Raw genomic sequence first — 14,669 nt, forward strand, 5'->3', positions numbered from 1 at the left:
ATAGTCCAAAATCCAAAATTTACTAATCCGAAATCATTGGAGCTTCAGAAACTCCTTCGCCCCCGCAAAATCCAAAATTCAAAATCCACTCATGGTTTCCACTTCTTTAAGCCCGCTTCCTGTTGATATATCTCGCATTCGTCGGGAAATTCAAGAATTACAGCCAACTATCGTAGAATTGCGGCGGCGACTGCATCAAAAACCTGAATTAGGCTTTAGAGAACATCTCACATCTGAGTTAATTTCCCAAAAATTACAAGAATGGGGAATTGAGCATCAAACTGGCATTGCCCAAACCGGAATTGTTGCCACAATTCATGGGGATAAACCAGGTAAAGTGCTGGCGATTCGGGCAGATATGGACGCGCTGCCAATTCAGGAACAGAACGATGTGCCTTATCGGTCGCAGCATGATGGAGTGATGCACGCTTGCGGTCATGATGGACATACTGCGATCGCGCTTTCCACTGCCTTTTATCTCTCCCAGCATCGCCAAGACTTCACAGGCACCGTAAAGATTATCTTCCAACCCGCTGAGGAAGGGCCGGGAGGTGCCAAGCCAATGATTGAAGCTGGAGTCTTGCAAAATCCGCAGGTTGATGCTATAGTCGGGCTTCATTTGTGGAACAACCTGCCACTGGGTACAGTCGGCGTTCGCAACGGTGCCTTGATGGCAGCAACAGAAAGCTTTCGCTGCACAATTCAGGGTAAAGGCGGACACGGAGCCATTCCGCAACAAACAGTAGATTCAATTTTAGTCGCCGCTCATATTGTTACTGCCTTGCAAACGATTGTGGCGCGTAATGTTTCCCCGCTAGAGTCAGCAGTCGTTACCGTTGGCGAAATTCATGCAGGCACAGCAGTCAACGTAATTGCTGATACCGCCTATCTCAGCGGAACTGTAAGATATTTTAATCCTGCATTAGGAGAATTAATTCCCCAGCGACTTGAGCAGATTATCGCTGGGGTTTGCCAAAGTCACGGAGCTACATATAAATTAGACTACCAGCGACATTACCCAGCAGTGATTAATGATGCAAAAATAGCGGAATTAGTCCGTTCTGTGGCAGAAGGCGTAATAGAAACTCCTCTAGGAATTGTGCCAGAATGCCAAACAATGGGCGGTGAAGATATGTCCTTTTTCCTTGAGGCTATACCTGGTTGCTATTTCTTTTTGGGTTCAGCGAATCCAGACAAAGATTTAGCATATCCGCACCATCATCCGCGATTTAACTTTGACGAAACAGCCTTGGGGATGGGTGTAGAAATATTTGTTCGTTTGGTCGAGAAATTCTGTGCTTTGAAAAGTTAAAAAAAAGTATAAAATTTATACTTCATAAGTTGAAAAACGCAAAGTTTCTAAAACTTTGCGTACTTTTGCGTTTAAAAACACTTGAGGTGAAATGAAGCCTATGAGATGATTTTTCATGTAGTTGGGGAGAAAACGCATTGCAGCAGCTGTTACGGATATCTAGAATCATCGACGCTGTAAATGAACGCATCGGACGCTTAACCTACTGGCTAGTGCTGCTGATGGTACTGGTGGGAGTGTGGAACGTCGCTGGGCGCTACATTGGGCGATTGATTGGGCAAAACCTGACTTCTAACGCCTTTCTGGAAACCCAGTGGTATATATTTGACCTAGTTTTCTTATTAGGAGCAGCCTACGCCCTAAAACACAACGAACACGTCCGCGTAGATATTTTTTATAGTCGCTGGAATCGTAAGTGGAAAGCACTAGCTGACCTGTTCGGGACGTTATTCTTTCTGATTCCCTTTTGTCTAATGGTGATTTATTTCTCCTGGGATACGATTCTTAATTCTTGGAAGATTTGGGAAAATTCCCCAGACCCAGGCGGTTTACCGCGTTATCCGATTAAATCCATGATTATCATCAGCTTCGGACTGCTGATTCTCCAAGGCATTTCCGAGGCAATTAAAAATTTTGCAATTTTCACTGGCAAGTTAGCGCCTCAGGAGGAACACCATGACCCTGGATTATGAGTGGTTAGGCCCAGTGATGTTTGGTGGAGCCTTAGTTTTGCTATCGCTTGGCTACCCCGTGGCCTTCTCTCTGGGGGGTGTGGCAATTTTCTTTACCTTGTTGGGAGTAGGGCTGGGCGTTTTTGACCCAGTTTTCTTGACGGCGATGCCCCAGCGGATTTTTGGCATCATGGCGAATTACACGTTGCTGGCGATTCCTTACTTCATCTTCATGGGGTCAATGCTGGAGAAATCGGGCATTGCAGAGCAATTACTCGAAACGATGGGGATTTTGTTCGGGCGGCTGCGCGGTGGGATCGCTTTGGCTGTGGTTCTGGTGGGGGCACTATTAGCGGCGACTACTGGGGTGGTGGCGGCAACTGTGGTGGCGATGGGCCTGATTTCCCTGCCAGTGATGCTGCGCTACGGCTACAACAAAGAACTCGCTACTGGCGTGATTGTTGCTTCTGGTACTTTAGGGCAGATTATTCCCCCCAGCGTGGTGCTGGTGGTACTGGGGGATCAGTTGGGTGTGTCGGTGGGCGACTTGTTTATTGGTTCGGTGATTCCGGGTTTAATGATGGCGGGTGCCTTTGCCTTACACGTAGTGATTGTGGCGTTTCTCAAGCCAGAGGTAGCACCAGCATTGCCGCTTTCAGTGCGGGATATCGGTGGTAAGGCGCTGGGGTTGCGGGTGCTGAAGGCTATGGTGCCACCGTTGGTGTTGATTTTGTTGGTATTGGGTAGCATCTTTTTTGGAATTGCCACACCGACCGAAGCGGGTGCCGTTGGGTGCTTGGGAGCGATCGCGCTGGCTGCTGCAAACCGAAGGCTAAGTGTGCCGGCATTGCAGGCGGTTTGCGATGCCACGCTGCGAATTACTAGCATGGTAATTTTCATCTTGTTTGGTTCGACGGCGTTTAGTTTGGTGTTCCGGGGATTAAATGGCGATCGCTTTATGTTCGACGTTCTCTCTAACCTCCCCGGTGGCAAAACTGGCTTTTTAGTCGTTAGTATGCTGGTGGTATTTGCACTCGGCTTCTTTATCGACTTTTTTGAAATCGCCTTTATCGTCATCCCTTTATTTGTCCCCGTGGCTCAGCAATTGGGAATTGACCTCGTTTGGTATGGCGTTGTTTTAGGAGCGAACCTACAAACATCTTTTCTCACACCTCCCTTTGGTTTTGCCCTGTTTTATCTGCGCGGTGTCGCACCGCCGGAAGTTACCACAACCGATATCTACCGGGGTGCTGTGCCATTTATCCTGCTTCAGTTGCTAGTTCTGGTGTTGATTATTGCTTTCCCAGGCATTGTTAGTTTCCTACCTTCTCTCAAGCTTTAAGGCTAGTATTGCCTCGCCTTTACTGCGGATAAGTAAAATTTGCATAGCTCAATTCATTGACTTGATTCCACTTATAAACCTGCTCTCGAAATGCCTTCCACTGTTCATAAACTTGTTTAAATGTGGCATTTTTTGCAGCATTTTGCTCATAAAGATCAAACGATGCTTTCTGGGCTGCTTGCATAATTTCTTTGCTGTAGGGTGTTAGCTTAGTGCCAGCTGCAACTAACCTTCTTAATGCCTGCCCATTTAAGGCATCATATTGAGCCAGCATATTCAGGTTTGCCTCCATAGTCGCAGTCTTCAAGACTTGCTGATAGTCTTTGGGCAATCTCTCCCACTGAGACTTGTTAACTTGCATCTCTAACGTCGCCCCTGGTTCCCACCAGCCGGGGTAGTAGTAGAACTGTGCAGCTTTGTTTAAGCCCAGCTTTTCGTCATCGTAGGGGCCAACCCACTCTGCTGCATCAATTGCTCCCCGGTCGAGGGCTAGATATACTTCGCCTCCAGGTAGCACCTGGACATTCACACCTAAGCGGTTCATCACCTCACCGCCTAATCCAGGGATACGCATCTTCAAGCCGTTCAGGTCAGCAACTGACTTGATTTCTCGCTTAAACCAGCCTCCCATCTGGGTGCCAGTGTTGCCTGCGGGAAAGTTAATGACATTAAAATCTGCGTAGAGCTTGTGCATTGCATCCAGTCCGCCGCCATGATATAGCCATGAGTTCTGCTGTTGGGCATTAAGACCAAAAGGCACGGTTGTCCCAAAGCCAAGGGCGGGATTTTTTCCCACATAGTAATAGCTGGCTGTGTGACCGCATTCCACAGTCCCAGTTTGCACAGCGTCTAAAACCTGTAGCCCAGGCACAATTTCACCTGCTGCAAAGGGTGTAATCGTAAAACGTCCATTGGTCATTTCGCTGACGCGCTTGCAAACGGTATCTGCTCCTCCAAAAATTGTGTCAAGCGATTTAGGCCAGCTAGTCGCCATCCTCCACCGAATCCTTGGTTGGGTGTTGGCCTGAACACCTGGCCCTGTGGCTGTCCGGCTACAGGCAGCAAGCGCCGCCGCACTGGTGGCACCGATAGCAGTGGTGCTAACAAATTGTCTTCGTTTCATAAGTTTTGCTTAAAGAGCTAGGAAACCCGTTGTTGGGAAATTTTGTATTTTAGAACACATAAGAGTTTCCTTGTTGTTAATATTTTTTACGATGGCACTGTTGTGATTAAAATCCCCGCTTTAGGAAATTATTTTTATATAACTTTTTGTTTAAAATATAGCGTTTTTCAGTTGGGTCGAATACATCACAGTGCTTACGTTTAGTCCATGTTGGTAAGGACATGACATTGCCATGTCCTTACAGATGTATCGCACCTAACCCTTGAATTGTTATACGGGAACAGCCCGAAATATTGCCTCCTTTAGCTTTATGAGTATTTCTAGGGAAATAACATCATAGATAAATGCGATCGCGCTTTTTAAATTAACCCTAACAAAATTTACTTTCTCGCCTTCCACATAACTATAAAGTACCCATTGAACCTTTGACTTACAACAGAAGTATTCTACAGGAATTTGCTCAATATCGATGAGAATATATTCTTGCAACCTTTCTATGCACAAAAAAATAAGAGATACTTATTTTTTCTGCTTTTTAAATACCAAAATATGTTGCTGAGGTAAAATACTTTTAGTTTCCAACCATTCCAAACCCACCGCCGACATTTCTTTTTTCACTTGCTTCTGAGTCATTTTGTGCAGCCCTTTGATTAGAACAAAAGGATTTTCACCTCGATATTCCACTAAAACCACTCGTCCATCCGGTTTAAGCGCTTTGACTATTCCCAGCATCATTTCTCTAGGATAAGCAAACTCATGGTAAGCATCCACCATTAGAGCTAAATTAATACTATTATCTGGAAGGTTTGGGTCGCTTTCTTCGCCTATAATTGGCTCCACATTAAAAATTTTATTCTCTTTTTTCAAAAAATTAATAATATCTAACATTTCCAGTTGAACATCCACCGCCAGCACTTTTCCCTCTGGAACCAGCGGCGCAATCTGAAAACTTAAATAACCAGTTCCTGCGCCGATATCTGCTACAACATCAGTTGGTTTTAAAGCCAGAGAAGTTATTATTTTGCTAGGTTTTTCCTCCGCTTCTCTACTAGGTCTTTCCAGCCACATAGCGCCCGTGTGTCCCATCACTTTTGCTATTTCTCGACCCATGTAAAATTTGCCGATACCTTCGGAACTGTGAACTATTCGATGTTGATAAACAGAGGTTTCGGAGGAGGCTGTAGGGGATGCGATCGCTGGCTTCACCATCACTAAGCTGATGATGAAAAAGATGATCGCCGCTAGGTGGAATTTTTGGAGGGTAGTTTTGATTTTGTCAGTCATTTGTTACGATAAACTGCTAAAAGAAGAGTAAGCCTAAATTTTGTCTAAGCGCGATCGCTAAACGGAAAACGTCCTAGCCATATTTCTGCTGATTTAGGCTTCCTCGTTATCAATATCTTCCTCTGGTTCCCGCGACTGAAACTGGGTTTCAGCTACTTCAATCATTGTAAGTGTATCGAGTCTTTCTTCAACTTTTGGCCTTAGTGCTACAAGTTCCTCAACTGGTAGCTGTACAATCATAGATATAGCGGTTCTTATACGAGTGAGGTACACCAAAATCCAGTATTATCAAGCTTTCCAGTTTTGAGACTGTACCTCACACAACCGAGAACCGCTATATAATTTTTTCTATTCTTGGATTCACTGTCATAATGAGTATTCCTGAATTAACTATCGAAATACTTGGCTATTCTGCAACTAAGTTTCAGATATTCATCGATTGCTGATTTGCCCATTCCCTTTTATTAAGTTATAGCAAAATTTCTCTGCACCATGAGCCAGTTCTTTATCCGGTAATGGTGGATAATCAAAACTGAGAGTTTGTTGGAAAATCTCTAAGGCAATTTCCATACTACTCACTTGGTGAAAAACAGTTGACCAAACTACTTGTGGTCTGATTTAGAGAATGACCATGAGTATGAACCGTAACTTTTACCCTTACCTATCATTTGCTTTCCGTCTAATGATAAAATTCCTTCATTATTTTCTACCAACTTCCACCCACCTATTGAACCCGGAATAATTCGTATCTCTCGTATAATTATCTTATTTGTTAGTGGGTTAAAATAAACCTCAACATCAATTTTATTTTTACTAATCCACTCGTTAACACTCAAGGTTCCATGAAATACGTTATTTGACCGACGAGTAACAATAAGACTGGCGGGCTTGTTACTAAATTTGCCATGCCAAGTCCCAATTATGGAAGGATTTAAGTTTGTTTGATTGTTTGTTCCTACCTCTAGCTTTAGGACTTCTAGCACCTCATCAACTGATTGATACCGTTCCCCTACGTCAACTTTGAGCATTTTGTCCAAAATTTGCCCTAACTGTTCGTTGACAGCAGTCCCACGTGACGAAAGCACATCTTGCCATAGCCAGCGTTTTTCCTGGGGGTTAAAAAATTCATTCGGAAAAACGTCCGTTAGCAGATGGATGCAAGTCGCGCCCAAAGCATAAAGGTCACTCGCTGGATAAGCTACGCCATAGGTCATTTGTTCTGGTGGCGCATATCCCAAGGTTCCCACGGTTGTCCCCATTCGCATCACTGTACCACTCAGTTCTTTGGAGATGCCGAAGTCTATCAGCACTAGCTGGTTATTCCGGTGACGGCGCATTATATTGTCTGGCTTGATATCCCGGTGAACTACTCCCTGCTGATGGATGAATTTTAGCACTGGTAATAAATCAGCCAACAACTGACGAATTTGTACTCCGCTGTAGGTTTCTCCCTGTTCCAATTCTTGAAGTAAATTCTGTCCGTCGATGAATTCCTGCACAAAATACAGGCGCTTATCCTGTTCAATGTGTGCCAGCAGGCGGGGAATTTGGGGAGATTCATCGCCTAGTCGGTCTAATTGCGCTGCTTCTCGGTTAAAAAGTTCTATGGCTTTCTGGAATGCAGCACGATTATTTTGAATTTCGGGCGCTGGGCAAAACTGCTTAATCACGCAAGGCTTTTTTAAGGGCGTGTCTTCATCCACCGCTAAGAAATTTCTGCCCATACCACCTGCACCGAGGAAATTAATAGCGCGGTAACGGTCTTTTAGTAGCAGCAAGGTTCCACAAGTTAAGCAAAACTTGGTTCCTGGTGAGTTGCTGGTAGGTTTTTGGCAATTGGGATTGAGGCAGTACACGATAATTAAGAGAGAATGAGCAGATTGAATCTATAGTAAATCCTTTCAAAATTCAAAATGCTCTGATAAAAGGCATTCGCGGCTATACAAATTAAACCCGCCTTTGCTAGTTTCAAATTTATTATGTAGAGACGTGAAATTTCACGTCTCTATAGTCCGCATAGGTGGTCTTTGTTCTTACAGTCCCACCCTTTAAGTCAGGGATACAGAAATGGAATGCTGCCGATAATTCCTTTCTTTGGCTTTTTAAATTTTCATTTCCTATGGTACTTTCATCCCACGTTGCACAGCCGGACGCTGCTGAATTGTCTCAACCCAACGTTTGAGATTTGGATGATTATCTAGTGTTAAACCTTGAAATTCATAAATGGCAACCCAAGGAAATGTCGCCATATCCGCAATCGAGTAGTGATCACAGATAAATTCACGTTCAGAGAGTTGTTTATCTAAAACCCCGTAAAGCCTCAAGGTTTCTTTTTCATATCGTTCAATTGCGTAAGGAATCTTTTCTGGGGCAAACTTTTTAAAGTGGTTCAATTGACCAAACATCGGCCCCACGCTTGCCATCTGAAACATTAGCCATTCCAGCACTTGAAAGCGACCTTTTTGTTCAGCGGGCAGAAATTTGCCAGTTTTCTCTGCTAGATAAATCAGGATGGCACCAGACTCAAAAATTGTCATGTCGGTGTCTCGGTCAATAACAGCGGGAATCTTGCTATTGGGATTAATTGCTACAAATTCTGGAGTAAATTGCTCATTTTTGGTTATATCAATCTTGTGGACGTTGTAAGGAAGCTCAACTTCCTCCAACATGACAGAAGCCTTGCGCCCGTTCGGTGTTGTGAAGGTGTAAAGGTCAATCATGATTTTACTCCTGAGAATTGCCGTTTACCGAGGGTAGTGTAGCTTGAATTGCCTAGAAGCGATCGCTTCCACACGGAAGCATCCCGTTGTTACAAATATTAGTCTGCGAAGGCAGGCTTTGTTTAATCGCGACTTTATTCATCGGACATTTTTACTTCCACAGACTCCCCCGTAGAAGCAACTACCATAATTTCAGCCCCCAAAGTTCAAAACAAGCTTTTAGATGCAGGTAACATCTCCTATTTTCAAAGACTTAGTGCTAGTCGGTGGCGGACATAGCCATGCCATTGCACTGAAAATGTTTGCCATGAAACCGTTACCGGGAGTACGCCTGACGCTAATTTCAGAGGTATCACACACTCCTTATTCTGGAATGCTTCCCGGTCATGTGGCAGGCATCTATGATTATGATGAAAGTCATATTGACTTGCGCCGCCTTGCCCAATTTGCCCAAGCGCAGGTGTATATTGACCGGGTAATTGGTCTAGACCTGGACAATAATAAAGTGATTTGTGCTAACCGTCCAGATGTTGCCTTTGACTTGTTATCAATCAATATTGGCAGCACTCCAGCAATAATATCTGTTCCGGGAGCCGCTGAATACGCTATTCCAGCTAAACCAGTACCAAAGTTTTTGAGTGCATGGAATCAGCTGCTTACGGATGTTGCGGCAAATCCCGAAAAATCTATAAAAATTGCTATTGTTGGTGGAGGTGGTGGAGGTGTGGAACTGGCACTAGCAATGCACTCTCGCCTAGATAAATTTTCTAAACAAAACCCAGAAATTCATTTATTCCATAGCGGTTCCTACCTTTTACCGAACTATAACCAGTGGGTGGGTCATCGTCTCCAAAAAATTCTCACCCAGCGGGAAATTCAATTGCATTTGTCGGAAAAGGTGTGCCAGGTTGAACCGCACAAGGTTATCTGCGAATCGAATCTTGTGATAGAGTGCGATCGCATCTTTTGGGTGACACAAGCCTCCGCACCCACTTGGCTACAAGCATCTGGACTAGCTACTGATACCAAAGGCTTTATTGGTGTAGGGGACACATTACAATCAGTGTCTCATCCCCAAGTATTTGCTGCTGGTGATATTGCGGCGATGGTTAATCATCCCCGTCCCAAGGCGGGAGTATTTGCGGTGCGTCAGGGGAAGCCACTATTTAACAACCTGCGGCGGACATTACTAGGGAAACCACTCAAACCGTACAAGCCGCAGAAACAATATCTTAGTTTAATTGGTACAGGGGATAAGAGCGCGATCGCTTCCTGGGGAAATTTCGGCTGCCAATCTCCCCTACTATGGCACTGGAAAGACCGCATCGACCGCCAATTTATGGCACGTTTCCACAACTTGCCAGAAATGTCAGCCGTAACCCAATCCAAAATCCCCAATCCAAAATCTAAAATCCCCAATCCCCCAATGCGTTGTGCTGGTTGCGGTTCTAAAATCGGCAGTACCACACTCGAAAGAGTCTTGCATCGTATTAAATTAGAACAACCTGAATCCGCTAATAGAGAAGATATTCTAATTGGACTTGATGCACCAGATGATGCCGCCGTAGTTAAGGTGCCAGCGGATCAGGTGATGGTTCATACCTTAGACTATTTCCGCAGCTTAATTAATGATCCGTTTATCTTTGCTCAAATTAGCGCCAATCATTGCTTAAGCGATATTTTTGCAATGGGTGCTACTCCCCAGAGTGCATTAGCAATTGTCACCATTCCCTACGCCTGGGAAAAAAAGCAGGAGGAAACCCTTTATCAACTGCTATCAGGTGCCTCTAAAGTGTTGCATCAATCCGAGACACCCCTCGTAGGCGGACACACAACCGAAGGTGCAGAACTTATCTTTGGGTTGTCCTGTAACGGATTAGCCTATCCTAATCAGCTGCTGCGAAAAGGCGGTATGAAGCCAGGCCAGGTGCTAATTTTAACCAAACCACTAGGGACTGGTACTCTATTTGCCGCTGATATGCGCCTGAAGGCAAAAGGACGCTGGATTGATGGTGGTGTTGCATCAATGTTGCTATCAAATCAAGCAGCAGCTAAGTGTTTATTGAAATATGGAACTACTGCCTGTACTGATGTTACAGGCTTTGGACTGTTGGGGCATTTGCTGGAAATGATCCAAGCATCTCAGGTAGCGGTGGACTTAGATTTAGAAGCCATTCCAGTTCTCGAAGGTGCTTTAGAAACACTGCAAATGGGAATTGTTAGTTCTTTGCATCCGCAGAATTTACGGGCATCCCGCCAAATTAGCAATTTATCACAAGTGCGCGATCTCTTTAACTACCCTCTCCTGTTCGATCCCCAAACCTCCGGTGGACTCTTAGCTGCTATCCCCGATGAACGTGCTGGTGCTTGTGTCGCCTCACTCAAAACCTTGGGATATACCCAAAGCCGGATAATCGGTCGCGTCACGCTACCGAATCAAGGCATTAAGCCCATCTCACTAATTGTCTAAATTCAACGGAGAGGAGAGGATTTGAACCTCCGGTGACGTTGCCGCCACAACTGATTTCGAGTCAGTCGCATTCAACCACTCTGCCACCTCTCCAAGAGCTATACCTATATAACCTTTGGTTAATAAGTCAGCGTTACCAGTATATCCCACATTCCGCCAATCTCTTCTGCCCAACGGAGAATTTCCAGTAAAGCATCACCCCATCACTGGAGGTAATAGCTAGTTCATGCTAATTTATCATCTCGGCGCAAAAGCTCAAAGCTGATTGCCCTATTCCTAGTGGGAGCCGTTTCCCAGCCTGTACTAAATGTTTCTCTGCCAGAGCAAGCGCTTGCTCAAGCTCCACCCACTGCATCAAGTACCTGTGGGGAAATCGCTGCTCCGTTAACGCCAGAAGAACAAGTTTACGCTAAATCAGCTTGGCAGTATTTTGTCAATAACTATCAGCAAAATACGGGATTTACCAATTCCACAGGAGGATATCCTTCCGGTACTCTTTGGGATATAAATAATTACTTAATGGCGTTCAATTCAGCAATGGCGCTCTATTCAGCGCGGTGGCTGAATTTAATCGACCAAGCAGAATTTGATGCCCGCCTCAACAAGTTTTTAACAGGTTTGAGTGGACTGAAATTATTTGAGAATGCCTTACCGAATAAGGTCTATAATGTGGCGACCGGACAGATGGTTGATTATGGCAACAATCCCCTGGAAAAGGAGATTGGCTGGTCTGCATTGGATGTTGGTCGTATCTTAGCTGCATTTCACGTCATTCGGACTTGTCATCCTCAATATGCAGATTGGATGAAAGGAATTGTAGACAACTGGCAAGTAGCTCGAAGTCTCAAAGATGGACAGCTTTATGGTGCGACAGTTCTCCCCGATAATAAAACCTTGCTGGTGCAAGAAGGACGCTTAAGCTACGAAGAATACGCCGCTAGAGGCTATGAACTTTGAGGTTTTAAAGCATCAAAGGCAGCATCATTTGAACCATTTAAGTTTGTCGAGGTGAACAGAGTTCAAATTCCTGTTGATACTCGCAACTATAAAAGCACCAATGCCAATAACTATGTCGTCAGCGAGTCTTATATTTTAGATGGGATTGAATTTGGCTTTCAAGGTGAGATAGCCGATTTTGCCGCCAGAGTTTTAGATGTGCAAAAACTTCGCTTTGAGCAAACAGGTGAACTCACGGCGGTGACAGAAGATAACTTGGATCAAGCGCCTTATTTTATTTACAACACGGTTTTTGCAAATGGGGTTGCTTGGACACCGATTACGGAGAAAAATGAACCAATTCCCCAGTTTCGGAGTATTAGCGTCAAAGCAGCATTTGGCTGGCGATATCTTTACCCAGATAACGCTTATGCTAAACAAGTTTTTGATGCGGTGAAGGATTTGCGGAGTCCGGATGGAGATCGAGTGGTGTAGCAGTTTCAACGGGAAAACCCAGTGGGGGTTCTGCGGGGACAGCATCCTCAACTTCCAGTTCGCAGAAAACTCCAACACCTTCAACGGTACAGCCTAGGGCGAGTTCTGCCTCAACAGCACCGTCAATGCCTGCTTCAACTCCTGCGGTGAGTGCGCCTACAGCAGTTGCCGTCGCACCCATTCCCTCTGTTGGCGGACCTGCTTCCTTCTCCTCCCTGAAACTAACTAGACCTTTGACACCCACATTCCGCACCCACAACTGTCACAAGGATGGCTGGGGCTGATGGAAGTGGATAACTGTTGGCAATTTTAAGTAATAATACTCAAGCGCTGCCCTGAACTAGAATGATAATCCTGCTTCAGGAGAAAGGTCGAGCGACGCTCGACCTTCCCCTTTGTTGGAAAAGAGTAGCTCTAACAGTAAACTCAAGAGTCAAATCGAGTTAGGGAAAAATTCCTCAAGAGACGATGATGAGTTCACCCCCGCAAATTCAAGTCGCTAATCTAGACCACTTGGGGTTAGTAGCCGGAACGGTTGATGCCATAGGAATTGTGGAAAAAATTAATGACTTAGTTGGGACTCAAACCGGGGAAAAAGTCAGTCCGGGACAGGCAGTTAAAGCCATGATCTTGAACGGACTGGGGCTAGTCTCTGCTCCTTTATATTTATTTCCCAAGTTCTTTGAAGGTAAAGCTACAGAACATTTAATTGGAGAAGGAATTCAACCGGAACACCTCAATGATGACCGCTTAGGTCGAGTGCTAGACAAGCTTTATCTCACCGGATTGAGCCAGATTTTTGCGACGATTGCTATCGGGGCAGCTCAGCAATTCAATGTCGCTCTAGAAACAGCTCACTTGGATGCTACTTCCTTCCATGTTCATGGAGAATATGAATCAAACCTACCAGAAGTCTATATCCAAAAACAAGCTACCAACACTGGTGAAACAGCTGTAGCAGGAATAAAGGAAGCAGCTACTCCACAACCGATTGTCATTACTTATGGTTATTCTCGCGACCATAGACCTGACCTCAAAGAGTTCATTCTCGATTTAATTTGCAGTGAAGATGGAGACGTACCACTATATTTACGGGTTGGGGATGGCAATGAATCAGACCAAGCGGTATTTCCGCAAGTTTTGAGAGACTTCAAACAGCATCTAGACTTAGATGCCCTGATGGTAGCTGATAGTGCTCTGTACAGCGAAGCAAATTTGGTGGAGATGGCAACGCTCAAATGGTTAAGCCGAGTTCCGTTGACCATTAAACAAGCCAAGGAATTGGTAAGTCAACTCACAGGCGAGGCATTTACCGAAAGCACAATATCTGGCTATCGTTGGTCACAACATCAAAGTCAGTATGGTGGGATTCAACAGCGATGGTTAGTAGTTGAAAGTCAGGAGCGTCAAGAGTCTGACCTAAAGCGTCTGGAGAACAACCTGGATAAGGCACAAGCAGAAGTCACTAAACAATTGCGAGAGTTATCTCGTCAAGGTTTTGCTTGTGTAGCTGATGCTCTCAAGGCGGCTGATAAGCTATCTAAAAAACTTAAGTATTATCAACTCGTTGCTCTAGATACTCAAGAAATTCCGTCAAAATCGACGCGGAAAAACTCTGGCGATAGCTATAAACTCACAGCTTGCCTAGAACTCAAATCTGATATCGTCGAAGCCGAACGGTGACAGGCTGGACGCTTTATCCTGGCGACTAATGTGCTAGATGTTAATCAGTTAAGTCCCGAGGAGATGATTGCTAAATATAAGAACCAACAAGCGGCAGAACGAAGATTTAGTTTTTTGAAAGACCCTCTCTTCTTCACAGACAGTGTGTTTCTGAAGTCTCCCGAAAGAATTGAAGCTCTCGCTCTGATTATGGGTTTATGTTTGTTAGTTTATACCTTAGCTCAACGCCAACTCCGTCAGACTTTGAAACAAGCCCAGACAGGAATTAAAAATCAGTTAGGTCGGCTGACTGAACGACCGACTTTACGCTGGATATTTCAGTGCTTTCAAGCGGTTCATTTGTTGCTCTTTGATAGCGTTAAGCAAGTTTCTAACTTAACAGATGAACGCTTGAGGACTCTCAGCTTTTTCCCCGCTACTTGTCAAGCCTACTATCTGTTTCATTGAATCGTCTGGGCCAATTTTTCTCTGATAATTGACATCATCGCTGCAACTTTTTCTGGCAGTTCTTGGAAAGTTCTCAGGAGTTACGCAGTTGAACTGAAGATGCGGTAGAAGGAAGGAATGAATTGTTAGCTTCCATCGTTTCCAGTGCCTCTATGTGAACGTTGAACTGAAGATGCGGTAGAAGGA

12 protein-coding genes, 1 tRNA gene and 2 pseudogenes are annotated in these 14,669 nt (G+C 44.8%); 6 read left to right on the forward strand and 9 right to left on the reverse strand.

Annotated elements, in window-relative coordinates:
- The first annotated feature begins 91 nt into the window (after nucleotides 1-91).
- The 3 genes from H6F66_RS10475 to H6F66_RS10485 all read left to right on the forward strand — a co-directional run bounded on the left by H6F66_RS10475 (nucleotide 92) and on the right by H6F66_RS10485 (nucleotide 3,325).
- On the forward strand, nucleotides 92-1,312 hold the full coding sequence (locus H6F66_RS10475) for a M20 family metallopeptidase (RefSeq protein WP_190420892.1): 1,221 nt from the start codon (nucleotides 92-94) through the stop codon (nucleotides 1,310-1,312).
- A 137-nt stretch (nucleotides 1,313-1,449) separates the two neighbouring features.
- A complete protein-coding gene (locus tag H6F66_RS10480; RefSeq protein WP_190420894.1) occupies nucleotides 1,450-2,004 on the forward strand; it encodes a TRAP transporter small permease subunit in 555 nt (184 codons plus the stop codon).
- The gene (locus H6F66_RS10485; RefSeq protein ID WP_190420896.1) at nucleotides 1,988-3,325 is read left to right on the forward strand and encodes a TRAP transporter large permease subunit; all 1,338 of its coding nucleotides are present in this window, start codon (nucleotides 1,988-1,990) and stop codon (nucleotides 3,323-3,325) included. The genes H6F66_RS10480 and H6F66_RS10485 overlap by 17 nt, the downstream gene beginning before the upstream one ends.
- A gap of 19 nt (nucleotides 3,326-3,344) precedes the next feature.
- On the opposite strand, the gene H6F66_RS10490 is transcribed toward H6F66_RS10485, so the two are convergent.
- The 7 genes from H6F66_RS10490 to H6F66_RS10520 all read right to left on the reverse strand — a co-directional run bounded on the left by H6F66_RS10490 (nucleotide 3,345) and on the right by H6F66_RS10520 (nucleotide 8,452).
- A complete protein-coding gene (locus tag H6F66_RS10490) occupies nucleotides 3,345-4,448 on the reverse strand; it encodes a TRAP transporter substrate-binding protein (protein ID WP_190420898.1) in 1,104 nt (367 codons plus the stop codon).
- Nucleotides 4,449-4,718: 270 nt separating this feature from the next.
- Complete coding sequence (locus H6F66_RS10495; protein WP_190420900.1) at nucleotides 4,719-4,937, reverse strand: hypothetical protein; 219 nt, start codon at nucleotides 4,935-4,937, stop codon at nucleotides 4,719-4,721.
- Between the two features lie 30 nt (nucleotides 4,938-4,967).
- Nucleotides 4,968-5,732 (reverse strand): methyltransferase domain-containing protein, encoded by a 765-nt coding sequence (locus H6F66_RS10500; protein WP_190420902.1) that lies wholly within the window; start codon nucleotides 5,730-5,732, stop codon nucleotides 4,968-4,970.
- A 93-nt stretch (nucleotides 5,733-5,825) separates the two neighbouring features.
- The gene (locus tag H6F66_RS10505) at nucleotides 5,826-5,972 is read right to left on the reverse strand and encodes a hypothetical protein (protein WP_190420904.1); all 147 of its coding nucleotides are present in this window, start codon (nucleotides 5,970-5,972) and stop codon (nucleotides 5,826-5,828) included.
- 192 nt (nucleotides 5,973-6,164) lie between these two features.
- The gene (locus H6F66_RS10510; protein ID WP_190420906.1) at nucleotides 6,165-6,302 is read right to left on the reverse strand and encodes a hypothetical protein; all 138 of its coding nucleotides are present in this window, start codon (nucleotides 6,300-6,302) and stop codon (nucleotides 6,165-6,167) included.
- A gap of 32 nt (nucleotides 6,303-6,334) precedes the next feature.
- Complete coding sequence (locus H6F66_RS10515) at nucleotides 6,335-7,588, reverse strand: serine/threonine-protein kinase (protein ID WP_206755780.1); 1,254 nt, start codon at nucleotides 7,586-7,588, stop codon at nucleotides 6,335-6,337.
- Between the two features lie 261 nt (nucleotides 7,589-7,849).
- Nucleotides 7,850-8,452 carry a glutathione binding-like protein gene (locus H6F66_RS10520; protein ID WP_190420910.1) on the reverse strand — a complete coding sequence of 201 codons (603 nt, stop codon included), beginning with the start codon at nucleotides 8,450-8,452 and terminating at the stop codon, nucleotides 7,850-7,852.
- A 223-nt stretch (nucleotides 8,453-8,675) separates the two neighbouring features.
- On the opposite strand from H6F66_RS10520, the gene selD reads away from it, so the two are divergent.
- Nucleotides 8,676-10,922, forward strand: a complete 2,247-nt coding sequence (gene selD, locus H6F66_RS10525) for a selenide, water dikinase SelD (protein ID WP_190420912.1) — start codon at nucleotides 8,676-8,678, stop codon at nucleotides 10,920-10,922.
- A 6-nt stretch (nucleotides 10,923-10,928) separates the two neighbouring features.
- On the opposite strand, the gene H6F66_RS10530 is transcribed toward selD, so the two are convergent.
- Nucleotides 10,929-11,015: transfer RNA gene (locus tag H6F66_RS10530), tRNA-Ser, on the reverse strand.
- A gap of 186 nt (nucleotides 11,016-11,201) precedes the next feature.
- On the opposite strand from H6F66_RS10530, the pseudogene H6F66_RS10535 reads away from it, so the two are divergent.
- A pseudogene (locus H6F66_RS10535) lies at nucleotides 11,202-12,338 on the forward strand (DUF3131 domain-containing protein); the annotation flags it as partial.
- Here H6F66_RS10535 and H6F66_RS10540 read toward each other — a convergent pair.
- Nucleotides 12,292-12,612 (reverse strand): hypothetical protein, encoded by a 321-nt coding sequence (locus H6F66_RS10540; RefSeq protein ID WP_190420914.1) that lies wholly within the window; start codon nucleotides 12,610-12,612, stop codon nucleotides 12,292-12,294. The pseudogene H6F66_RS10535 and the gene H6F66_RS10540 overlap by 47 nt on opposite strands.
- 212 nt (nucleotides 12,613-12,824) lie before the next feature.
- Here H6F66_RS10540 and H6F66_RS10545 point away from each other — a divergent pair.
- Nucleotides 12,825-14,483 (forward strand): annotated as a pseudogene (locus tag H6F66_RS10545) (IS1634 family transposase).
- Nucleotides 14,484-14,669: the final 186 nt, after the last annotated feature.

Origin of the sequence: Trichocoleus sp. FACHB-6 (assembly GCF_014695815.1) — a bacterium.
Lineage (GTDB): Bacteria > Cyanobacteriota > Cyanobacteriia > Cyanobacteriales > FACHB-T130 > Funiculus > Funiculus sociatus.